General features: G+C 40.9%; 18 protein-coding genes and 2 pseudogenes. 15 read left to right on the plus strand and 5 right to left on the minus strand.

Annotated elements, in window-relative coordinates; translation table 11 throughout:
- The first annotated feature begins 96 nt into the window (after positions 1 to 96).
- From moaC to MHI53_RS01730, 3 genes and pseudogenes are all read left to right on the plus strand, one after another.
- The gene (gene moaC / locus MHI53_RS01720; RefSeq protein ID WP_061142106.1) at positions 97 to 603 is read left to right on the plus strand and encodes a cyclic pyranopterin monophosphate synthase MoaC; all 507 of its coding nucleotides are present in this window, start codon (positions 97 to 99) and stop codon (positions 601 to 603) included.
- A 25-nt stretch (positions 604 to 628) separates the two neighbouring features.
- A complete protein-coding gene (locus tag MHI53_RS01725; RefSeq protein WP_057915804.1) occupies positions 629 to 1,291 on the plus strand; it encodes a redox-sensing transcriptional repressor Rex in 663 nt (220 codons plus the stop codon).
- Between the two features lie 297 nt (positions 1,292 to 1,588).
- A pseudogene (locus MHI53_RS01730) lies at positions 1,589 to 2,936 on the plus strand (IS1182 family transposase).
- A gap of 134 nt (positions 2,937 to 3,070) precedes the next feature.
- Here MHI53_RS01730 and MHI53_RS01735 read toward each other — a convergent pair.
- The gene (locus MHI53_RS01735) at positions 3,071 to 3,283 is read right to left on the minus strand and encodes a YdiK family protein (RefSeq protein WP_061142107.1); all 213 of its coding nucleotides are present in this window, start codon (positions 3,281 to 3,283) and stop codon (positions 3,071 to 3,073) included.
- Positions 3,280 to 4,005 carry a type II CAAX endopeptidase family protein gene (locus MHI53_RS01740; protein WP_061142108.1) on the minus strand — a complete coding sequence of 242 codons (726 nt, stop codon included), beginning with the start codon at positions 4,003 to 4,005 and terminating at the stop codon, positions 3,280 to 3,282. Before MHI53_RS01740 ends, MHI53_RS01735 begins: the two co-directional genes overlap by 4 nt.
- A gap of 326 nt (positions 4,006 to 4,331) precedes the next feature.
- Here MHI53_RS01740 and groES point away from each other — a divergent pair, with 326 nt between their 5' ends.
- The gene (gene groES / locus MHI53_RS01745; protein WP_061142109.1) at positions 4,332 to 4,616 is read left to right on the plus strand and encodes a co-chaperone GroES; all 285 of its coding nucleotides are present in this window, start codon (positions 4,332 to 4,334) and stop codon (positions 4,614 to 4,616) included.
- A 60-nt stretch (positions 4,617 to 4,676) separates the two neighbouring features.
- Positions 4,677 to 6,314, plus strand: coding sequence for a chaperonin GroEL (groL, locus tag MHI53_RS01750; RefSeq protein WP_100533498.1), 1,638 nt, complete (start codon positions 4,677 to 4,679; stop codon positions 6,312 to 6,314).
- 97 nt (positions 6,315 to 6,411) lie between these two features.
- Here groL and MHI53_RS01755 read toward each other — a convergent pair.
- From MHI53_RS01755 to MHI53_RS01765, 3 genes and pseudogenes are all read right to left on the minus strand, one after another.
- A pseudogene (locus MHI53_RS01755) lies at positions 6,412 to 6,542 on the minus strand (tyrosine-type recombinase/integrase); the annotation flags it as partial.
- A 445-nt stretch (positions 6,543 to 6,987) separates the two neighbouring features.
- A complete protein-coding gene (locus MHI53_RS01760) occupies positions 6,988 to 7,134 on the minus strand; it encodes a BH0509 family protein (RefSeq protein WP_155645458.1) in 147 nt (48 codons plus the stop codon).
- A gap of 643 nt (positions 7,135 to 7,777) precedes the next feature.
- Positions 7,778 to 8,365 carry a hypothetical protein gene (locus MHI53_RS01765; protein WP_340372617.1) on the minus strand — a complete coding sequence of 196 codons (588 nt, stop codon included), beginning with the start codon at positions 8,363 to 8,365 and terminating at the stop codon, positions 7,778 to 7,780.
- A 193-nt stretch (positions 8,366 to 8,558) separates the two neighbouring features.
- Between MHI53_RS01765 and MHI53_RS01770 the strand changes: the two genes are divergently transcribed.
- The 10 genes from MHI53_RS01770 to MHI53_RS01815 all read left to right on the plus strand — a co-directional run bounded on the left by MHI53_RS01770 (position 8,559) and on the right by MHI53_RS01815 (position 22,001).
- Entirely contained in the window at positions 8,559 to 9,956 is a 1,398-nt protein-coding gene (locus MHI53_RS01770) for a PLP-dependent aminotransferase family protein (protein WP_185113074.1), read from the plus strand.
- 113 nt (positions 9,957 to 10,069) lie between these two features.
- Positions 10,070 to 11,404, plus strand: a complete 1,335-nt coding sequence (locus tag MHI53_RS01775; protein WP_340372618.1) for an MFS transporter — start codon at positions 10,070 to 10,072, stop codon at positions 11,402 to 11,404.
- Positions 11,405 to 11,631: 227 nt separating this feature from the next.
- The gene (locus tag MHI53_RS01780) at positions 11,632 to 12,525 is read left to right on the plus strand and encodes a DMT family transporter (RefSeq protein ID WP_340372619.1); all 894 of its coding nucleotides are present in this window, start codon (positions 11,632 to 11,634) and stop codon (positions 12,523 to 12,525) included.
- 176 nt (positions 12,526 to 12,701) lie between these two features.
- Positions 12,702 to 13,199: a GNAT family N-acetyltransferase gene (locus tag MHI53_RS01785; RefSeq protein ID WP_061142130.1), complete on the plus strand. Its 498-nt coding sequence runs from the start codon at positions 12,702 to 12,704 to the stop codon at positions 13,197 to 13,199.
- 651 nt (positions 13,200 to 13,850) lie between these two features.
- Complete coding sequence (locus MHI53_RS01790) at positions 13,851 to 14,183, plus strand: DUF1878 family protein (protein ID WP_340372620.1); 333 nt, start codon at positions 13,851 to 13,853, stop codon at positions 14,181 to 14,183.
- A 756-nt stretch (positions 14,184 to 14,939) separates the two neighbouring features.
- Positions 14,940 to 15,260, plus strand: coding sequence for a DUF3870 domain-containing protein (locus tag MHI53_RS01795; RefSeq protein ID WP_061142132.1), 321 nt, complete (start codon positions 14,940 to 14,942; stop codon positions 15,258 to 15,260).
- 72 nt (positions 15,261 to 15,332) lie between these two features.
- Positions 15,333 to 16,496 (plus strand): DUF819 family protein, encoded by a 1,164-nt coding sequence (locus tag MHI53_RS01800; RefSeq protein ID WP_061142133.1) that lies wholly within the window; start codon positions 15,333 to 15,335, stop codon positions 16,494 to 16,496.
- A gap of 35 nt (positions 16,497 to 16,531) precedes the next feature.
- Positions 16,532 to 17,587: a dipeptide epimerase gene (locus MHI53_RS01805; protein WP_061142134.1), complete on the plus strand. Its 1,056-nt coding sequence runs from the start codon at positions 16,532 to 16,534 to the stop codon at positions 17,585 to 17,587.
- 186 nt (positions 17,588 to 17,773) lie between these two features.
- Positions 17,774 to 18,697, plus strand: a complete 924-nt coding sequence (locus MHI53_RS01810; RefSeq protein WP_340373633.1) for a C40 family peptidase — start codon at positions 17,774 to 17,776, stop codon at positions 18,695 to 18,697.
- A 574-nt stretch (positions 18,698 to 19,271) separates the two neighbouring features.
- Positions 19,272 to 22,001, plus strand: a complete 2,730-nt coding sequence (locus tag MHI53_RS01815) for a CHASE3 domain-containing protein (RefSeq protein WP_061142136.1) — start codon at positions 19,272 to 19,274, stop codon at positions 21,999 to 22,001.
- The last annotated feature ends 336 nt before the right edge of the window (positions 22,002 to 22,337 follow it).

Genomic DNA, 22,337 nt, shown 5'->3' on the forward strand with positions numbered 1-22,337 from the left:
GTATTATAGTTATTATCGGCAATAGCTTGGTTCCGGGCCAAAACAAGCTGTTACATAAAGTGGAATAATAGTGTATTATTTAGGAGGGGTTATTTAATGGCAGACTTGACGCATTTCAATGATCAAGGCAGGGCAAAAATGGTCGATGTGAGTGCCAAGCCGGAAACGACCCGGACGGCCACGGCTCGATCGAGCATTATGGTGAACGATGAAATATATGAAGCGATCACCAACCAGAAAATGAAAAAGGGTGATGTTTTGGCTGTCGCCCAAGTTGCGGGAATCATGGCCAGCAAGAATACGTCCAATATCATCCCGATGTGCCATCCCATTGCACTGCAGGGGGTCAATATAGCCTTTGATTGGGAAAAGGAACCAAAGGGATATAGACTTGGGATTGAAACGGAAGCCAAGACCAAAGGGAGTACAGGTGTGGAAATGGAAGCGTTAACAGCTGCATCCGTGACTGCCCTTACTGTATATGATATGTGTAAGGCCTTGGATAAGGGGATGGTAATCGGGCCTACATTCTTAGTCGAGAAAACCGGTGGAGTATCCAGCAGCGATTATAGAAGACAAGTAAATCAAACAAATAGAGATTGAAAAGCATGTGTGAAGGCGGGGAAGAATGATGAACCATGACCCAAAGATACCGCAGGCAACTGCAAAAAGGTTGCCACTGTACTATCGATTTTTAAAGAACTTACACTCCTCAGGAAAACAAAGAGTTTCCTCGGCAGAGTTAAGCGAAGCTGTAAAAGTGGATTCTGCCACCATTCGCCGCGATTTTTCCTACTTTGGCGCGCTTGGGAAAAAAGGCTACGGCTACAATGTCAATTATTTATTATCCTTCTTCAGGAAAACCCTGGATCAAGATGAGCTGACGAAAGTCGCTTTGATCGGGGTAGGGAATTTAGGGACTGCGTTCTTGAATTACAATTTCATAAAAAATAATAATACAAAGATCGAAATGGCATTTGAAGTTTCTGAAGACAAGGTAGGGAAGCAAATAGCTGACGTGCCGATTTATCATATGGACCAAATCGATACACTATTGCAGGAAAATAATATCACGGCTGCTATCTTGACAGTCCCTGCACAAGTGGCTCAGACGATTACCGATCGCCTGGTCAAAGCGGACATTAAAGGGATATTGAATTTCACCCCTGCGCGGCTGACGGTGCCGCCATCCATAAGGGTGCACCACATTGACCTTGCCGTGGAGCTCCAATCGCTCATCTACTTTTTGAAGCATTATCCGGTAGTGGAGGAAGCGGCATTAGAAGAATGAAAAAACGCTGCACATTTGCAGCGTTCAGACTGTAGACAAACTCGATGAAAATCGAGTTTGTCTATTTTTATGGCCTGTACAATTTAGACGTTGATTTCCACTCCAGGCACTCGCTTTCCGCGGGCGGTCGGGGAGCCTCCTCGGCTTTGCCTGCGGGGTCTCCCCTAGACGCGCTTTTCCCGCAGGAGTCTCGTACCTTCCGTTCCAATCAACTTTGTCTTACCTTTTAGATAGAACACTTTTGACTGGAGTCATTTTTGTTTTAAAATTGAAGTATTAAAACTTGAGGTGATGAGGATGCTTTCTAAACATGATACTATTCAGCGAGATCAACTTGAAATGATTACTTTAGATCAACTGGTGCCACCGAACCATTTGGTTCGTAAAATGGAGGCTGCCATTGACTTCACTTTCATTTATGACTTGGTGAAAGATATGTACTCAGAGGTAGGACGCCCAAGTATTGATCCAGTTATTTTAGTTAAACTGACTTTCATTCAATATACCTTCGGTATTCGTTCCATGCGTAAAACGATTGAAGAAGTTGAAACCAATATGGCTTATCGTTGGTTGTTTCCATGATAAAGTGCCTCATTTCTCTACGTTCGGAAAAAATTATGAGCGACGCTTTAAAGATACAGACCTGTTTGAACAGATTTTCTGTCGCATTTTAATGACAGCTGCTAATAAAAAGGTAATAAGTGTAGAACACGTTTTCGTGGATTCCACACATGTGAAAGCCAGTGCGAATAAACGGAAATTTGAAAAGAAAATCGTTCGTAAAGAAACACGAGCGTATCAAGGACGTCTTCAAGAAGAAATCAATCAAGATCGTGAAAACCACGGAAAGAAGCCTTTTCCACCAGATAAATTTGATAAGGAAGAAACCAAAGCAATTAAAGAAAGTACTACGGATCCTGAGAGTGGCTACTATGTGAAAGATGAACGAACAAAACAGTTTGCCTATTCATTCCATGCGGCCGCAGACGGCAACGGTTTTGTATTGGGAACGATTGTAACACCTGGTAATACACATGACAGTCATATTTTGGAGCCACTTGTTGAGCAAGTGATTGAGAAAGTTGGAAAACCAGAAGCAGTTGCCGCAGATGCAGCTTATAAAACACCAGCGATTACAAGCTACCTATTTAACAAAGAAATCACACCTGCTTTACCCTATACACGTCCTCGTACAAAAGAAGGATTCTTTCGCAAACATGACTATGTTTACGATGAACACTTTGATTGTTACCTTTGCCCTTCGGGAGAAACTTTAAAGTACTCAACAACAAATAAAGAGGGCTATCGCGAATACAAATCGCCCAAACAAATTTGTGCAACATGCTCATTTTTATCACGGTGTACGGAAAGCAAAGACCATCAAAAAGTAGTGACACGGCATATCTGGCAAGCATATGTGGAAGAAGCAGATCATCTGCGTCATCATCAAGAGGTAAAACCTATATATGCGAAACGCAAAGAAACGATTGAGCGTGTATTCGCAGATGCAAAAGAAAAGCATGGTATGCGTTGGACTACTTTAAGGGGACTTAAAAAATTGTCGATGCAGGCGATGCTTACTTTCGCTGCCATGAATGTAAAGAAGATGGCCACTTGGACATGGCAAGGTCCTAAAATGGCTTAACATAGTGGCTCGAAGAGCCCAAATCTCGTAACCTTTGGTCAAAATTTCAAAGGAATTTCAAAAGGGGTTCGGAATTTTTTAATTCCGAACCCCTTTTGTCTACAAACTGAACGCTGCACATTTGCAGCGTTTTTTTATTTTTTCTTATTTTTTTGCGCTGCCTTGATCTTAAAATGGATCATGATCATCCGTAAGCCCGATCCAAAATCAAGCGTCGCGATAAGGACAAGTATGTAGGCGAAGATGCCCCATCCTGACGAATTGACGGTTTGCACCGCAATCGCCGTAAAAAGGACACCTAAGCCTGCATAGATGATTCCGATGAACAAGGGTGACTGTCGTTTCATAATAAACCTCCGATGAAGGCTTGAGCAGTATCCAGCATCTTCTCAATTTGCTCGCGATTCACGACTTGAAAGATGACGACAAGCGTATTCATCGCAATATGTGCGCTCATGGACACGAGGATGCGGCCTGTTTTCGCATAAAGAAAAGCAAAGGTAAAGCCCATTGCCGTATATAAAAGCAGATGCTCCAATTCACCATGCGCCAAGCCGAAAATAACCGAGCTAAGTACAGCGGAAATGAAGAAGTTAAAGCGTTTATGAAGTGATCCGAAAATGATCTTCCGGAAAATGATTTCTTCCATGATTGGTCCGAGTACTGAAGTGACGAAAATGACCATGGGGACTTGGGAAATGATTGCAATGAGTTGCTGCGTATTTTCCGATTCAGGCTCCACACCAAGATTTTGTTCAATGATCCCAGCGACCGCTTGAGCAGCCAGGGCCAGGAACACACCGCCTATCGCCCACAATATCGATTCGGAAACGGGAGCTTGGTTGCTTGTGTCCATCTTTTCCTTCATATCTTTTCTCATTAAAAAAAGAATCAAGGCTAATGCAACGAAAAAGCTGAATACGATCCAGTATGCTGCAGACTTTTGCTCAAGTTCATCAGCAGGCATTCCGGTTGAAGTCCCAATCAGCATGAAGATGGGTACCCCGACAATACTGGATAATTGCATGGCAATGTAAGTGATGATGACGAACCAATATTCTTTTTTCAAAGATGAAAACTCCTTTTATTTAGTCGCCCATTTCGCCTGAAAACGTTCCTGACAGGGGAAAATCGATAAACGCATACTCCAAAATGGTATCAAATAATGAGGCAGAACACCACTCAAAGGTACCCCTGCAAAAACATTTCCGTATCTAATCATTATGTTAATGTAGTATACCCGGAATTTATCAGAAATTAATAAAAAATTTTCGATAAGATACTTGCAAAAAAGGCTCGGTTTATTTAATATTATAAATGTGTTAGCACTCGATGATGAAGAGTGCTAATAATCATGAAGCACATTATCAAGAGAATATGAGGAGGTTGTTTCACTTGTTAAAACCATTAGGTGATCGCGTTATTATTGAACTAGTTCAATCTGAAGAGAAAACGGCAAGCGGTATTGTTCTTCCTGATACTGCAAAAGAAAAGCCACAAGAAGGTAAGGTAGTAGCAGTCGGTACTGGCCGTGTCCTTGAAAATGGCGAACGTGTTGCTTTAGAGGTTGCCCAAGGCGATCTAATTATCTTCTCAAAATATGCAGGTACTGAAGTTAAATACGAAAATACTGAATACTTAATTTTACGTGAAAGCGACATTTTGGCTGTAATCGGCTAATTATACATCATACTTAACTGAACGAAAAATTTTCTTAAAATTTTAGGGAGGTACTTAAAAATGGCTAAAGAAATCAAATTTAGTGAAGAAGCACGCCGCTCCATGCTTCGTGGTGTGGACGCACTTGCAGATGCAGTTAAAGTAACGCTTGGACCAAAAGGCCGTAACGTGGTTCTTGAGAAAAAATTCGGTTCACCGCTTATCACGAATGACGGTGTGACGATCGCTAAAGAAATCGAATTGGAAGATGCATTCGAAAACATGGGTGCGAAATTGGTTGCTGAAGTAGCAAGCAAAACAAACGACGTAGCTGGTGACGGTACTACGACTGCAACGGTTCTTGCACAAGCGATGATCCGCGAAGGTTTGAAAAACGTTACAGCTGGTGCGAACCCAATGGGTATCCGCAAAGGGATCGAGAAAGCGGTCAACTCTGCCATCGCAGAATTGAAAGCCATTTCCCAACCTGTCGAAAACAAAGAATCGATTGCACAAGTTGCTGCCATCTCTTCAGCTGATGAAGAAGTGGGCCAACTGATTGCGGAAGCAATGGAGCGCGTTGGTAACGACGGCGTCATCACAATCGAAGAGTCGAAAGGTTTCACAACAGAATTGGACGTAGTAGAAGGTATGCAGTTCGATCGCGGATATGCCTCTCCATACATGGTTACTGATTCAGATAAAATGGAAGCAGTCCTTGAAAATCCATATATCTTGATCACAGATAAAAAAATCACGAATATCCAAGAAATCCTTCCTGTACTTGAGCAAGTTGTACAACAAGGTAAACCGCTATTATTGATTGCTGAAGATGTAGAAGGCGAAGCGCTTGCAACTCTTGTTGTGAACAAACTTCGTGGAACATTCAATGCAGTTGCGGTTAAAGCTCCTGGTTTCGGTGACCGTCGTAAAGCAATGCTTGAAGACATCGCAGCTCTTACAGGCGGCGAAGTAATCACTGAAGAAATCGGACTTGACCTTAAATCTGCAACAATCGAATCTTTAGGACGTGCTTCTAAAGTGGTTGTTACAAAAGAAAACACAACGATCGTTGAAGGATCTGGAGATACAGCGCAAATCCAAGCTCGTGTAAACCAAATCCGTGTTCAATTGGAAGAAACGACTTCTGAATTCGACCGTGAAAAATTACAAGAACGCCTTGCTAAATTAGCTGGCGGTGTAGCGGTCATCAAAGTTGGTGCTGCCACTGAAACAGAATTAAAAGAACGTAAACTTCGTATTGAAGATGCATTGAACTCCACTCGTGCCGCTGTTGAAGAAGGTATCGTAGCCGGTGGTGGTACAGCACTTCTTAATGTATACAATAAAATCGCTGAAATCCAAGCGGAAGGCGACGTAGCAACAGGCGTGAAAATCGTCCTTCGTGCAATCGAAGAGCCTGTACGCCAAATCGCTCACAACGCTGGACTTGAAGGCTCTGTAATCGTAGAACGCCTAAAAGGCGAAGCAGTAGGCACTGGCTTCAACGCAGCTACTGGCGAATGGGTCAACATGATCGCATCCGGTATCGTCGATCCAACTAAAGTAACTCGTTCAGCTCTACAAAACGCTGGATCAGTTGCAGCCATGTTCTTAACAACAGAAGCTGTTGTTGCGGACAAACCAGAACCAGCAGGCGCTGGCGGCATGGGCATGCCTGACATGGGCGGCATGGGTGGAATGGGCGGCATGATGTAATCATTGCTTAAATCCCTTAATATAGGGATTTAACGAGTATTCAGGATGATTGCTCACCAAACATGTGAATATCTTTAAATTAGAAGGCCTCCCACGGTTAACTGTGGGAGGCTTTTTTCATATGAGCATAGATATTCATCGTGTTTGAATATCTGTATGCCCTATTCGTTGTTGAATTTCTTTCAACCCCACTCCTGCTTCAATCAGTAAGGATGTATGCGTATGCCTGGTTCGAGATAGCATTTGGGTTCAGCTAATAAATCATCTGGAAAACAAGAAAAACCTATTACTGATCTCTACGCTGCCATATATCCAAGGAGGGCTTTTTTATATGAATAACTGTTGAACGGAGGATTAGTATTGGATGCAGTGTACTGTGATATGTGGATTATAAAGCAATCTTTAGAAAATGTTTTGGCTTGAGTGGGAGGTTTGTTCCCTCGACTGTTTTGTAGAGCTCATTCCCTTCTATTATGTATGGGTGCCCAGCCGCAAGGAAGTAAATGGGGGGAAAGGAAGGAAGCTGAAAGTCAGCCAGGTCAAAAAAGCAACTGAAACCCACTTATCAGCAAAGATCGGGTTTGCAAGAAAGTATTTCGGAAAGGATAAAAGGAAAAGCGGGGAACCCTGAATTATCAGTGTTTTCCCCGCTTTTTATCATTTAATATTTGAGTTACATATAATCATAAACAGAGTCATCGAAATAGAGCCAGTGATAATATTCAACCTGTGAATCCGTCATCTTGGAAATGTCTTTCTCATTGAACTTTTGTTGCTCAATTAATTTCTGCGCTTTGGAATTTCTTTCTACTTGGCTCATCTTAAATCCTCCTTATAATATGAGAAGTAACGAAGTATTTAAATGTTGAAAACGCTTTCTTTTTTATCTTATTTTTATTATATATCTCAATGTTAGATTAAACAAATATCAAATATAGATGAATTTTAAGGATATAATATAGAAATGGTATTTATCTATTTACTTTGAAGCAGTTAATGAGACAAGGTCGGATTTCCAAAGCTTGATTTTTGTTAAGGAGTAGGGATTTGATTCAAAGGTGCCGAATGGATGCCGAAAATGTTATTATTTTAAATTTTTGAGTGAATATCTTAGTTTAGAACGTATGTTTTGTTATGTGTTTTAATTAAGGTTAAATTGTATGATGTTATTATGTAAGACTTCACAATCTATGGACGGCATGATGTAATCATCGCTTAAATCCTTTAATATAGGGATTTAACGAGGGTTTAGGAATTTGCTCACTATATACATGTAAATATATAAATTTGAGGCATTCCACGGTTTAATGCGGGAGGCCTTCGCTATTCTGAGAAATATTAGAGTAGACATTTTTCGTTATCCGCCCTATAGCCCCAAAGCTATGGTAAACAAATACCCTCAAAACATTTTCGTTATGAGGGTTAATGGAAGCATTAACTGAATCGGCAGTTTTCTTTGCGATCTATTCCGTTATCTCATCTATATGAGTAGAGTTTGAAGTATCAGGATCGAAAGTATTGAACCCATTCAAATCAATAAAATGGGCAATAGGATCCTTATCTTTGTCAGCTATAATGAGGTTAAAGCCAGATAGGTTGTTTTTTATTTTCTCCAATTCTTTTTTCGTTAAATCGATGTTTAGTTTGAATGGAGTTTGATATGTAGTTTTGTGATCTGTAGGCTGCTCTGCCAACACTGATTCACTGGTTGTCTTATGTAAAACATCGTATACTGCTTCAGGGTACTCCAGTGAAAAGTACAGCTTTTGGGTGTTTTCCTGTAAGATTTCGTATATGTCCTGATCTATTTCGTAATTCATCAGAAAAGTTAATTCCTTATTCTCAGGAATATAATTCATTTCAAACTTTGTGATGCTAAATTTAGGGGGAAGCAGCTTGTTTTCCAATGATTTGTTTTTTTGATTCGATGAGTTATTCTGTTTAGTCTCGATTGGATCATGGACAGATTTTTCACTTGTCTTTTCTGTGGTATCACACCCCATTAGAAGAAACATACAAATGATAAAAGGGAAAGCATACTTTGGAAGCATATATGTAGCACCTCTTTATTTTCGTGATGATAGTGTAATCATCAGTTGCAGTCGTTGCTTTTGCTGTATGATGGATTCACTTCATTGTCAATGGTATTGTGAATAATAGGAATAATCAATGTTTAGTTAAGGTGATCGGTGCAGGATTGGTTTGAATTTATCGCCATACAATATTAAGATTGTATGAAAAAGGATGAGGACTGTGCCGATCAATTCGTTTGAGGATTATCCAATGACCTGGAAGCCGACGATCAGTAGGGAGGATAGGCCGATATATCAGGCATTGGCGAAGCGGTTAGAATGTGACATTATGGAGGGGCTTTTGGTGCCTGGTACGAAGCTTCCTCCGCAGCGGGAATTGGCCGATTATTTGGATTTGAATGTAAGTACTGTTTCAAAGGCGTTTAAGGTGTGTGAGTTGAAGGGCTTGCTGAGTGCAACGGTTGGAAGCGGCACGTTCGTTTCGTATGATGCTTTATCGAATGCTTACTTACTGGACGAAGTGAAGCCGGGGCATTTGATTGAAATGGGAGCGACACTGCCAGATAATGCTTCGTTTGAGCCATTGCTCCACCAGCTGAAAAACATGCTGCAGGAGACGGATTATGAAAAGTGGTTCGGATATGGCAGAACAGGTGAAAGCTTTTGGCAAAAGGATGCAGCGATCAAGCTAATGAAAAGAGGCGGGTTTGAAACGACAGTCGAGCGCATATTATTTGCAAATGGCGGTCAAAATGCGATTGCCGCCACGCTGGCGAGTCTGTGTCAGCCAGGTGATCGCATTGGCGCTGATCAACATACGTATCCAGGCTTGAAAACGGCGGCCGCGATGCTTAGTGTGCAAATAGTGCCGATAAAATCCGAGAATGGTGAAATGAGTCCAGCTGCTTTTGAGGATGCGTGTAAGCATGACAATATTAAAGGCATATACTTGATCCCGGATTTTCATAATCCGACAGCTTGCTCGATGTCTGTCGAGAATCGGAAAATGATTGCGGCAATTGCGAAAAAGCATGATCAGTTCATCATAGAAGATGCGACGTATCATCTACATAACGAAAAACCATTACCGGCCATCGCCTCATTTGCCCCGGAACAGGTCATCTACATTGCCAGTTTATCGAAGTCGATCGCACCGGGTTTGCGGCTAGCCTATGTCGCTGTGCCGAGTCCATTCAAGGAGCCGATTTCAAGGGCACTTTATAATTTGAATATAACTGTTTCCCCGTTATTAGCGGAGCTTGCGGCGCGTACCATCATATCGAATCAATTTGAAGGTATGATTGCGGGCCATCGGAAGCAAACAATTCGTCGGAATCAGGTCGTCAATCGATATTTGGCAGGCTATGCGTGTTTAGGTGCTGAAACAAGTATCTTCCGTTGGTTACTATTGCCTGGAAAGATTACAGGTGCTGGCTTCGAAGCGTTAGCTGCAGAGCAGGGGGTACAGGTGTATGCCGCTGAACGGTTTGTAGTGGGGAAAAGTTCCCCGGAGAGGGCTGTACGGGTTTCCATTTGTGCTCCGGAAACAATGGAGGAGCTGGAAAGAGGATTACGTATCCTTGAACGTTTACTAAAAAACTTAGCCTAATATATTGTTCGCCATACAATTATGATATTGTATGGTTTTTTTGTGAATGTTATGATAATGCAAATCTTGGATCGTTACAAGAATAGAATCATCATTTTGGAAAGAGAGGTTAGATGGTATTGCAAAATAGTGTAAAAGAGTTGGCAGGCCAATCGAATAGACTGCAAAGCTATATTGATTCTCCTGAAAAACAACAACAATTATACAAACGGTCGTTACTGGTTGTTGTCATATCCCAAATTTTCGGCGGAGCAGGACTTGCAGCGGGGGTGACAGTGGGGGCATTGCTGGCACAGGATATGCTGGGTACAGATAGTGTGACGGGAATTCCTACGGCGTTATTCACGTTAGGGTCAGCAGGGGCTGCGCTGCTAGTGGGGCGTCTGTCCCAGCGCTTCGGACGCCGTCCAGGACTTGCGGCAGGATTTTTTGCGGGAGGCATCGGTGCCGTTGGCGTGGTGATCGCAGCTTTAACAAATAGCATCCTGCTGTTATTTGCATCACTGCTTATCTACGGCGCCGGGACGGCGACAAACTTGCAAGCACGATACGCAGGAACGGACTTGGCAAACTCGAGCCAAAGAGCAAAAGCGATCAGCATGGCCATGGTTTCGACGACATTCGGTGCCGTGGCAGGACCGAACCTGGTGGATGTCATGGGGGATTTGGCTGTATCAATTGGAATTCCAGCTTTAGCTGGTCCATTCATATTAGCTGCGATAGCTTATCTACTTGCAGGCTTCGTATTATTCATGCTGCTTCGTCCTGATCCCTTCATTGTTGCAAAAGCGATTGCTGCTGCTCAAAAAGGAACTAGTGATTCACCTTTGAATGGGAAGGCCGATTTGCTATCGGCAAACAGGCGGGGCATTTATGCAGGAGCTGCAGTAATGGTTTTAACCCAATTCGTCATGATTGCCATCATGACGATAACACCCATACATATGGGCCACCATGGTCACGGGTTAAATGAAGTGGGGCTGGTCATCGGATTCCATATCGGTGCCATGTTTTTGCCTTCGTTGGTGACCGGTTTTCTTGTGGATAAAATGGGTCGTGGCGTTATGGCGATTGCTTCTGCCCTTACGTTACTGATTGCCGGCATTTTAGCTGCTCTTGGACCTGCTGATTCGATGATGATGCTCATCATTGCACTTGCCTTGCTTGGGCTAGGCTGGAATTTCGGTCTGATTAGTGGCACAGCCATTCTGGTGGATGCCGCCCCTCCATCCACCCGGGCTAAGACACAGGGCTCTGTAGATGTTTTGATTGCATTGTCGGGCGCATTGGGCGGAGGCTTATCGGGAATGGTTGTAGCCCATTCCAGTTATGCAACGTTATCGATTGCGGGTGCCGTGCTTGCCTTACTGCTCATTCCGTTTGTCCTTTGGGCAGGTAGCGGTCGACATGAAAAAACTTCAGGACTTCAGCAAATTGATAAAAAATAAAAAAAGATATCCCTTCCCATTGTTTAACCAAAGCATTATGCTTAAAACTATCATTCTTGCATATTAGGAGGTTCATGATGCCAAAATCATGTGAAAATCCATACCTTACAAAGCCAGTTTCGACATCACCGCCGCCACCGTTTACTCAGCTGTATTTGCTTATATATAAAACAGATTAAGAATCTGCGAAATGTATAAGCTGTTTCGCAGATTCGAAGGAGTAGACGATGAAATCTAGCATTCAGTTTATCTTATCAATGATCATCTTTGGTACGATCGGTTTAGTTGTAAAATTCATTGATTTATCCTCGAGTGAAACAGCTTTGCTGAGCAGTTCGATCGGGTGTCTTTTTTTAGTGTTCGTATTTGTAATGATGAGGAAGCCCATTCCTTGGAAATTCGTAAAGGGCAATGCTCTTCCCTTGTTTCTTTCCGCTTTCGCTTTGGGAGGGAATTGGATTTTTCTTTATCAATCCTACGAACACACAACACTTGCGAATGCAACATTGGGTTATTATTTTGCACCAGTCTTTGTCATGGTTCTCTCGCCATTCGTACTGAAAGAACGATTGCCAATCAAAAAAGTAGTTTGCATTGGCGTAGCGATAGTCGGTATGTTATTGATTATCGGAAACGGTATTGGCGCCTCTGGCAGAGAAGATTTGCTGGGGATTCTTTTCGGGTTGATCGCGGCTGCATTTTACGCCGCCTTAATGTTATTGAATAAATTCATTAAAAACATCGACATGTTGGAGATTACCATCATTCAGCTTGGCACCACTGCCTTCCTGCTCTTGCCTTATGTATTATTCACTGAGGGGCTGGGTATTTTGGAAGCACCAAGGACTTCCATTCCGTTTGTGCTGCTCTTAGGGGTTGTGAACACAGGTATTGGTTTTTGGTTGTTTTTTTCCGGAATGGAAAATTTAAAAGGGCAAAGCATTGCCATGCTAAGCTATGTGGATCCATTTGTAGCGATCCTGATATCGGCTGCATTACTACAAGAAAATATGACAACCGTTCAAATCTTTGGCGGCACCCTCCTGTTAGGCTCAACCTTTGTAAGTGAATATAATTTCATTCATGTCCGAAAAGTTTACGCGAAGATCTTAACGAAATGAAAATAGGGCAGTGGGGGAACTTCCTCCCTGCCTTTTATCCCGTTCAAGTAAAAGGCCGGGTTTACCGTGTGGTTCGATATGTCCGCTATCCATCAATGAAAGCTTTCTAGATAAAATATTGTTTACTCGTAAAACTCATGCAAATCAATCCGGTTAGGAAAGGGGTTTTTGTCAGAATGATTTTTTTAAGAAATGTTCAAGCTGCAGATTTAGAACAGCTTATAGTCATTGAGAATGAAGGGTTTTCCGTGGAAGAAGCTGCCACAAGGGAAGCGTTTGTGGACAGGATCACTCTGATATCCGACACCTTTATTGTGGCAGAAAAGGAAGGCGGAATCCTTGGTTATATTAATGGTCCCATCATTGATCAGCCTTATATAACGGATGATCTTTTTGAGGAAATCAAAGAGAATCCGAAAAGTGGAGGATATCAGAGCATCCTAGGGTTAGCTGTGTCCAAGAATGCCAGGCAGCAAGGAATTGCGAAGACTTTAATGGAGAAAATGGAATCACTTGTAGAAGAACATGACAGAAAGGGAATCACTTTAACTTGTAAACAGGAATTAGTTCCTTTCTATGAAAAATTGGGGTTTGTTAGCCATGGCCTGTCTGAATCGCAACATGGGGGAGCCAGCTGGTTCAACTTGGTCAAATTTAGAGAGGATAAGAATTGATTCGTACAGGTGCGTCCGTATTAAAGAGTAGCCAGTGGGGCGAAAGGTGAAAACACTCGATCTATGCGTATCGGTTTTGACTATTTAAACCCTTCTTTTGGTCATTAAGAATCTTTTGGAATTCAAAGGTCATCAAACATGTGAATACCTTTAAGGTTGAGGCCTCTCACGGTTTACTGTGAGAGGCCTCTTCTCGATGTTTTTGGAGCCAACAGGTTCATTAGGATCTTTTAGCTGGGGCAAGGTGTGCAGAGATAAGATAGAAGATAGTATGATGGATCAGCATTATTACCATATAGCGTTTTTAAACCAAAACAAAAGCTAGAGGGTCTTTTAACCAATGTTGATATTGTAGATGCAGTTTCCTTAAGGGAGTATGGCTTACCTTACTTCAATCCTGCTCACTCTATTTTATTAAAGTTTACTAACGAATAACAATTAACACAGGGGAATAAAGGAATTGGAAATGTGAAATACATCGTTTCATTTTTGGAACGAGAGAATTTACTAAATATATTAAAATAAAGTTAGAAGTGAGGAAACACTTACCCTAACCCCATTATTAAAAGGAGTTTGACCACAATGAAAAGTATTAGAGTTAGAGAAGTTGCAATTGCACTTTGGGTTTTATAATAAAAGAGGTGGATTATAATGGATAATATGTTAGATGAATTAAATAAGGTGAAATATCATCAAAAATTACTGCTTACAATTGCATTGGATAATAACCCTGAACAATATACATATTTTCATTTCATTATGAATCATGATTTAAGTGAAAAGGATTCAAAGGTAATTTTTCATTTGCTGCATGCTTTAGAAGATAAAAGGAAAGGTACTTACCAAAAGGACAAATATGAAGCAGGCATTGCATCACTACTAGGAGATAATCCTTCAGTGTCCATAGATACTATTGAAAAGGCATTGTTGCATGTAAATATAGATGTAAATCCCGTTTATCTAACTAAATCTATGAGAGATTAATATATTCTAGTTGATTTATGTAATTATTTACTACGAGAATTAAAGTGAAAATTTTATAACTGTTGAGTGAATACAGTTTAATGCTGTATAAAAAATCTTTTTCATACTACTTTTAAAAATACATAAGCGATCTGTGCGGCAGCCGTCATGAGGCATTTATCTTTAGGAAAACCCCTACTTGTTGAGTAGGGGCTTTTTTGATTTTAAAATATTGGTTTAACTTTATTAACTACCTCCGTTATAAATCACCTGAACAATATGGAAATGCTTATTAGATGCAAAGTTTTTTTTATCTGTTGGATCCATTCGTATGCTATTACTGAATTGATATCCAATCGTGGTCTGGGGTTATTTTAGATTGGAAAATTTGATTAAAGGGGTCGATATAAATGTATTAGAGATTAAATATTCAGAGACAATTAAGATCTTGAAAATAAAGGGACTACCAGTAATTAAAATCGGATTCAACTTTCCAACTTAATACAAATAGATGGAATAGGTTATTTTTTAGCAAAAGTATCAGTGATTTTATATGGTGAAACCCGCTTCATTAATAAAAGTTTTTCCTTTTCGTGAAATTTTTGATAAAATTTACTCTACAAAGCTAATAATTAATAATTTCCTATTGTCTGAAAATAAAAGGGATGGTATATTGTTAATATTCCTTTGAAAACGATTTCATGATATGAGCTTCTGCAAGTGCTCCTTGTTGGTCCCTTATATCGTCTGAATTATGATTGAAAGGAATTCAATGGCATGTATGAAAAAGACACGATTTTTATAATTGGTGATGCGAAGTCGTCACAAAATAACCCGATTACCATGAAATTCAGTCAATATTTTTTGGCGCTGGTAGTCGATCGAAGAGATGGCAAAATTATTGATGTGGATTGCTCGGCGACAGTGGATTTAACCATTCGCTTTGTGCAATCACTTTTTATTGGACGTCATGTGGATGATCCGTCCATTGTAGAAGATATTACCAACCGTTATTTTGGTTCTTCCCAAAAGGCGATGGTTGTCGCTTTTCAGGATGCTCTAAAGAAATATATAGCTATAACTGCTTTGTCTAAATAAACCTAGACAAAATCCAGTCTAACGATTTTTTGTTAGGCTGGATTTTTTTGTCTTTTTAAGGAGGATATATCAATGATTCAGGATGGATTCATGTATTTCAGTGTATTGGTTGCTTTTGCAGCTTTAATGGTTGCGTTTGAGAAGAAATTCAATACCAATCGCTTTTTAAAATTTATACCGGGTATAGTTCTTATTTACATCGGTTCTGCGATCATGCAAACTTGTGGTCTCTTTGCAGATAATGAGTCCACAGCGACTGTTTATTCCAGTGTAAAAGGAGCCTTGCTTCCCGCTATGCTGGCCATCATGTTATTAAAGTGTGACATACGCAGTATTATCAAGCTAGGACCGCGGATGCTTGGCGGGTTTTTAGTAGCTGTTGTCAGTATAATGATTGGCTTTATCGTAGTCTATATCGCTTTTCAACACTTTTATATTAAAGATACGTGGAAGGCATTTGGAGCACTTGCAGGAAGCTGGACAGGTGGATCTGCAAACATGGTGGCCCTTCAAGGCATATTGAAAGTGCCGGAGAATATCTTTGGTTATGCCTTAATGATGGATACAATTAATTACGCAGTTTGGGTCATGTTCATGTTTTGGCTTGTTCCATTTGCGGGAAAGTTTAATCGCTGGACAAAGGCGGATACAAGCTTTCTTCAAAAAGGATTCGAGGAAGCGGCAGCAAGTTCCGAAGAAAAGACTGGAGTACAATTCCAGCATATGTTGTATTTATTGGGTATTGGTTTATTCATTTCAGCTCTATCTACCTTTGCAGGTCAGCATCTTCCCGAGATAGGTGCCGTAATAAATGGGACAAGCTGGACAATCATGCTTGCTTCCGTGATCGGTTTAATTTTAGGACAAACACCAGTTGCCAAGATTCCGGGTGCATTGGATGTTTCGAATGTGATGCTATATGTTATTGTTGCACTCATTGCCTCGCAATCGGATTTTTCAAATATTGCGCAAGCACCGATTTATCTTGTCTCTGGATTCTTGATCATGTTGATCCATTTAATCATCATGCTATTGTTAGGGAAACTCTTTAAATATGATTTATTTACACTTGGCGTGGCAAGCCTTGCGAACATCGGCGGGATGGCATCAGCGCCAATGTTAGCTGCATCATATAGCCGCGCACTCATTCCAGTTGGTGTGATCATGGCATTAATCGGATCATTCCTTGGAACCTATTTTGGTATGATCGTTGCTAAAATATTAAGTATTTTCTAAAAGGGCTATAAAAAAATGGAAAGGAAATGAGTATCGTGATTATACATGACTTACAAGTCAAGCGTCGTAAGGTTTCCTTGCGTGTACCCTTTAAAACCGCATTAAGAACAGCAACCGAAATCGAAAATATCGAAGTGTCATTAACGCTTGAAAATGGCATGATTGGCAAGGGGGCAGCAGCACCAACCTTCATCATTACGGGAGACTCATCAGAGGGCATTGAAGCGGCTCTAGTTGGGCCAATAAAAAATGAACTTGTCGGTGCTGATATTACTCATTTTCAAACGGTCCTTCAAAGAATCCAATCCTGCTGTGTCGGGAATACAAGTGCCAAAGCAGCTGCTGACATTGCTGTACACGATGCTTATTGCAAACTATTAAATATCCCTTTGTATGCTTTTCTTGGCGATAAAAAGGACTTGAAAACATGTATGACAGTGGGGGTAGATACACCAGAAAAAATGGCATCTGATGCCAGCAAAAGTGCTGATGATGGTTTTCAGACCTTAAAAGTGAAGGTTGGAGCAAATCCAGAGCTTGATATTGCACGAATCGAAGCCATCCGTGATGGAATACCAGAAACGATTAAGCTTCGTCTCGATGCGAACCAAGGCTGGAGACCCAAACAAGCGGTACAGCTGATTAACGAGATGGAACGAAAAAAGTTTAACATCGAATTCATCGAACAGCCTGTAGCAAGCTATGATCTGGAGGGACTAAAATTCGTCACGGAACGAGTTGGGCTTCCAATTATGGCGGATGAAAGTCTCTTTTCGACCAAAGATACGTTGAAACTTGTCGCTGGTCGATATATTGATCTATTAAACATTAAATTGATGAAATGTGGTGGAATCTCACAAGCCTGGAATATTGCGAGTATCGCCGAAGCAAATGGAGTCGCTTGTATGATTGGAAGCATGATGGAACCAGCCCTTTCTGTTGGAGCTGCAGCCCATTTTGCGGCCTCACATCCAAATGTGAAATATTTTGATCTTGATGCACCGCTTTGGCTTTCGGAAAAACCGGATGTACTTATGTATCACGGGGAAGAAATTCAATTATCGGATTTGCCTGGGATTGGTCGGGTCTAAGTAGAGTAATGGAAGTTTTACTATAGCGTGCAATAGTAATTTAATTGGATGATAGTTCCGAGGATTCAAACCATGTTAACAAAAAAAAGGAGGACTTGGATTATGAAACATTTCATTTTAACGATTATCGCCATTTTCCTAGTAGGATTTGGTTCGAATGTACAAGCAAACACGAAAGAGAAAAAAATGGATGAAACCGCTTATGTGGATGTCTCAGTTTCGACACTTTGGACAGCTCCCAATATTTTACGCCCCGTTGATGAACCATCTGCTGCCAACCCAGTGAATATGAGAAAATGGACGAGTGCTATGACATATGAGCAGCAATTGCAATTATCCGCTGACGGAATGCTGGAAACTCAAGCTCTTTACGGAAATAAAGTGACAATTCTTGAAAGACAAGGTGAATGGGTGAAAGTAGCTGTAGCGGGTCAACCAACCCCAAGAAATGATTTGGGATACCCTGGTTGGTTGCCAGCATCCCAATTAACCTATAGCAAAAAGTTTGCAAAGGCAGAAAATCAACCTTTTATTATGATTACCGAACCTACAACCTTTCTTTATCCATCACCATCTTTTAAAGAAAAAAATATAGAAATTAGCTACAATACTCGCCTTCCCTATGAAGGTGAAACCAAACATGCATATAAAGTACTCAAACCAAATGGCAAAAAGGCTTTTGTAAAAAAGGAACACGCCAAGTTGTTTCACTCAACAGCTGAAATTCCTGCGCCAACAGGGGAAGTGTTAGTAGAAACGGGAAAAAGATTTCTTGGATTGCATTATTTATGGGCCGGCATGAGCGGCTTTGGTTTTGATTGTTCAGGATTTACCTTTACGATGTATCAATCATACGGAATTACCATACCAAGGGATTCCAGTGTTCAAGCAAAAAATGGTGTATCAGTTGAACTTGAAGATCTCCAGCCGGGGGACTTACTTTTCTTTGCTCATGATAATGGAAAAGGAAGTGTACACCATGTAGCGATGTACGCGGGAAATGGTATGATGATTCACTCGCCTAACTCAAAGAAAAATGTTGAAATCATTCCTGTTAATACTAAAGGGTATATAGAGGAATTAACAGGTGCAAGAAGGTATTTGCCTTAACAAGAAATTTGTGAAGTAAGGAAATTGACGGTAAATCTTCCGTCATAGGCTGTAGAGAAAGTTTTACCCTTCATCGTTCCATAAAGAGTGTGGGTGCCGCTGAAGGTAACAAGTAGATTGATATTTTTTGGTGTAGCACCCGACTAAGTCAGGTGCTACCCATTTTTTGACCACGAAATCATGAAAGCTCACCAAAAATGTGAAGATCTTTAACGTTGAAGGCCTCTCGCGGTTTACTGTGGGAGGATTTTTTTTGTTGTTGAAAGGGAAACTTCATACATCCAGTTTCATAGAAAGACAGGCATATAGTTCCGGGCAAGGAGGAAGTCCGAATTTGATTTTAGTACAATAAAGTTTTAAAGCAACCATGTTTAACAGGACCATACAAAGGCCGTGTTATAAGTTGCGAGCTACAAAAAGAATCCTGTCACCAAGCCTATTTGGCGTGTTTCATTCGAATACGTGCAGTGCTTGTCCTACTATCAAACATATAACATGCTCAAGAGCTATCTATATCTTGTGGAACATATTATAATTAAAAGAAATTATGTTATTAAAAGGCAGGCAAGCATGGATGAGTAATTTTAGATTTGGAATACGCCAGAAGATTATTACTGGGTATATTATTGTGATTATTTGTTTAATTGCGTCTATTTGGGCTGTAATGAAGCAGTTAGATACGATGAACACGGAAAGAAACTTTATCGTCGAGCATGATTTCGCGGTTAGAGATATCACAAATCGAATTGAAAAAGATCTGTTAAAGCTGGAATCGGGTCAGCGAGCTTATATTATTACGGGAGAGCAGAGCTATTTAGAGCCGTATAATGAGACGCGTTCCCAATTGAGAAAAGACTACAATGCACTTAGGGAGCTTCTGTCCGACAATCCGAAACAGCAAAAAGTGCTTGATTCGATTAATGAAAACATCAAGCAATGGGTAGCGGTCGCAGGTGATCCGTTCATTAAGCTGAAGGAGCAGAACGATACAGCGGGTATTCGCGAATTTTTTAAAGAAGAACGGGGAAAAGAAGAAATCGATAACGTCTTGATCCAATTTGAAACCTTCCGAAATAAGGAAAAAGCGCTTACGGAACAACGTGCGGAGAGTTTGAACGAGCAGAACCTGAATCTGAAAATTGGTCTCTTTAGCATGTTAGCCTTCGTCATCATTGCATCTGTTGTCCTAGCGATGATTATATCCGGATCCATCCTCAAAACGTTAAAAGCAGTTGTGGCAAGCATTCGTGCAATGGCGAACGGCAGTGACTTGAGCGGGCGGATTCACGTTAAGACCAACGACGAAATTCGGGATCTTGGAGAAGCGACGAACGAACTTCTGAATTCATTTGAAGAACGGGATTGGCTGCAAACGAATGTTACAAAAGTCGTAAGTAACAACCAAGGCATATCTTCATTGGAGAACCTTGCGGAGACATTCCTATCCGGTGCCGCTAAAATAACGGGTTCATCATTTGGAGCTTTTTATAGTAAAGAAGGAAAAGAGAAAGGGACTAAGTTCGTAAAAAAGGCTTCCTTTGCAGATTCCGTGGATGATGCAGGAAGAGAGAGTTTCAACCTCGGACAAGGCTTGATCGGACAATGTGCACTTGAAAAACGAATACAAGTGATCAATGGAATGGAAGCAGACTATCAGTTGATTTCTTCTGGATTAGGAGAAACAAAGCCGAGAAGTATTCTGATCGCTCCAATCATTCATGAAGGGGAAGTCATCGCCGTATTTGAACTTGCGAGCCTTAATGAATTTACGGAGCAGCATATCGCTTTTATAGATACTGTACTTGAAACATTCGGGTTAACCATCAATAGTGTCATTGATCGCATGGAGATTGCACGATTATTAACTGAATCTCAGGCGATGACCGAAGAACTTCAGGCACAATCTGAAGAAATGCAGAGTCAGTCTGAGGAACTGCAGATGCAGTCAGAAGAATTACAGATGATCAATGAGCAGCTGAAAAATCGTTCACAAGAAGCGGAAGAAAAGTCAAGAGATCTTGAAATCGCAAAGAAAGATCTTGAAGAGAAGGCGAAACAGCTTACGATTAGTTCTAAATACAAATCGGAATTCCTGGCGAATATGTCTCATGAACTACGCACTCCGTTAAATAGTATTTTGATCCTATCCGAGATGCTTACTGAAAATAACACGCGTTCTCTATCAGAAGAAGAATTAGAGTTTGCTGGAGTCATTCATTCTTCTGGGCAAGACTTGTTAAACTTGATCAATGATATTCTAGATCTTTCAAAAGTTGAAGCTGGAAAGCTTGAGCTTACGCTAAGTGAAGTGAATATAAGTGAACTTCCTGCCAGTTTAGAGAGGAATTTTTCACATATTGCGAATCAGAAGGGCCTTAATTTTCATATAACTATGAGCCCGGATGTACCGACCATTTTCCAAACCGATGAGAAGCGTTTCCAGCAAATCATTAAAAATCTGCTCTCGAATGCCTTCAAGTTCACAGAGAAGGGTTCTGTATCCGTCCAAATCAAGAAAGTGCTGACGAACGTGAACTACACGGGTGTCGATTATTGGCTAGAGATTTCGGTTACGGATACGGGGATTGGCATTCCAAAAGAAACACATGCCCTGATCTTTGAAGCATTCCAACAAGGAGAAGGAGCTACGAGTAGAAAATATGGCGGTACAGGTCTAGGGTTGTCCATCAGCACTGAATTTGCAAAACTTTTAGGTGGCAGAATCCAGCTTGATAGTGAAGAAGGGAAAGGAAGTACGTTCGCTCTTCTCATTCCGAGTATTACCGAAGAAAGTATCTCCCGTGAAACATTTTTACAAGCGTCCGCAGAAGTAGCAGCAACTCTTGAACAGTCTAATACAGCAATAGCGGCAGTTCCGGAAGTGGAACATACCAAGTCAAATGAAGAATTGGCCGATGAAAATAATGTTTTCTATGGCAAGACGGTTTTGATTACCGATGATGATCACCGTAATATTTTTGCATTAAGAAGAGCTCTTGAAAGTAAAGGGATGAAGATCCTGATTGCGAATAATGGCCTGGAATGCCTGGATGTACTAGACAAAAATAAAGGGATAGACCTCATTTTGATGGATATCATGATGCCTGAGATGGATGGGTACGAAACGATGAAGCGGATTCGTGACATAAAAGAATTCGCGGATCTTCCGATTATCTCCCTGACTGCAAAGGCGATGAAAGATGACCGGAAAAAATGCCTGGAATCAGGTGCGTCAGACTATATTAGCAAACCATTGAAATTGGAACAACTGTTTTCGGTGATGCATGTTTGGATGACAAAGTAAGAGATTTACGGTAAGTTTGCAAAATCAAGTCCATAAACTATAAGACCTAGGATGATAAGTATATTTTGATTCTATTTCTCTCAGTTTGACCGATAATTTGCATATATTTTACGTTGTATTTTCCAAATACAACTCAAAAAAAGCCCTGAATGTTCTACCTAGCGTAGAACATTCAGGGCTTTTTATTCGGGGAAATTGTATTAGAGTCTTTGCGTTTTGTCGGCATGCCCCTTAGATATGTGTCTAACAATGGGGGTGCACTTCATTTACTGTGGAATGCCATTTTTATAGCTCCGGGTGATGGGTGCAATAATGCAGATTGATGTTGCCAGAAGC

The sequence above is a fragment of the Peribacillus sp. FSL E2-0218 genome (assembly GCF_037992945.1).
Classification (GTDB): Bacteria; Bacillota; Bacilli; order Bacillales; family DSM-1321; genus Peribacillus; species Peribacillus simplex_B.

What these genes read in the sequence shown, in the direction of transcription:
- moaC (WP_061142106.1), top strand. Translation starts at nt 97, where the DNA reads ATGGCAGACTTGACGCATTTCAATGATCAAGGCAGGGCAAAAATGGTC.
- MHI53_RS01725 (WP_057915804.1), top strand. Translation starts at nt 629, where the DNA reads ATGATGAACCATGACCCAAAGATACCGCAGGCAACTGCAAAAAGGTTG.
- MHI53_RS01735 (WP_061142107.1), bottom strand. Translation starts at nt 3,283, where the DNA reads ATGAAACGACAGTCACCCTTGTTCATCGGAATCATCTATGCAGGCTTA.
- groL (WP_100533498.1), top strand. Translation starts at nt 4,677, where the DNA reads ATGGCTAAAGAAATCAAATTTAGTGAAGAAGCACGCCGCTCCATGCTT.
- MHI53_RS01760 (WP_155645458.1), bottom strand. Translation starts at nt 7,134, where the DNA reads ATGAGCCAAGTAGAAAGAAATTCCAAAGCGCAGAAATTAATTGAGCAA.
- MHI53_RS01765 (WP_340372617.1), bottom strand. Translation starts at nt 8,365, where the DNA reads ATGCTTCCAAAGTATGCTTTCCCTTTTATCATTTGTATGTTTCTTCTA.
- MHI53_RS01770 (WP_185113074.1), top strand. Translation starts at nt 8,559, where the DNA reads ATGAGGACTGTGCCGATCAATTCGTTTGAGGATTATCCAATGACCTGG.
- MHI53_RS01775 (WP_340372618.1), top strand. Translation starts at nt 10,070, where the DNA reads ATGGTATTGCAAAATAGTGTAAAAGAGTTGGCAGGCCAATCGAATAGA.
- MHI53_RS01780 (WP_340372619.1), top strand. Translation starts at nt 11,632, where the DNA reads ATGAAATCTAGCATTCAGTTTATCTTATCAATGATCATCTTTGGTACG.
- MHI53_RS01785 (WP_061142130.1), top strand. Translation starts at nt 12,702, where the DNA reads ATGATTTTTTTAAGAAATGTTCAAGCTGCAGATTTAGAACAGCTTATA.
- MHI53_RS01790 (WP_340372620.1), top strand. Translation starts at nt 13,851, where the DNA reads ATGGATAATATGTTAGATGAATTAAATAAGGTGAAATATCATCAAAAA.
- MHI53_RS01795 (WP_061142132.1), top strand. Translation starts at nt 14,940, where the DNA reads ATGTATGAAAAAGACACGATTTTTATAATTGGTGATGCGAAGTCGTCA.
- MHI53_RS01800 (WP_061142133.1), top strand. Translation starts at nt 15,333, where the DNA reads ATGATTCAGGATGGATTCATGTATTTCAGTGTATTGGTTGCTTTTGCA.
- MHI53_RS01810 (WP_340373633.1), top strand. Translation starts at nt 17,774, where the DNA reads ATGGATGAAACCGCTTATGTGGATGTCTCAGTTTCGACACTTTGGACA.
- MHI53_RS01815 (WP_061142136.1), top strand. Translation starts at nt 19,272, where the DNA reads ATGAGTAATTTTAGATTTGGAATACGCCAGAAGATTATTACTGGGTAT.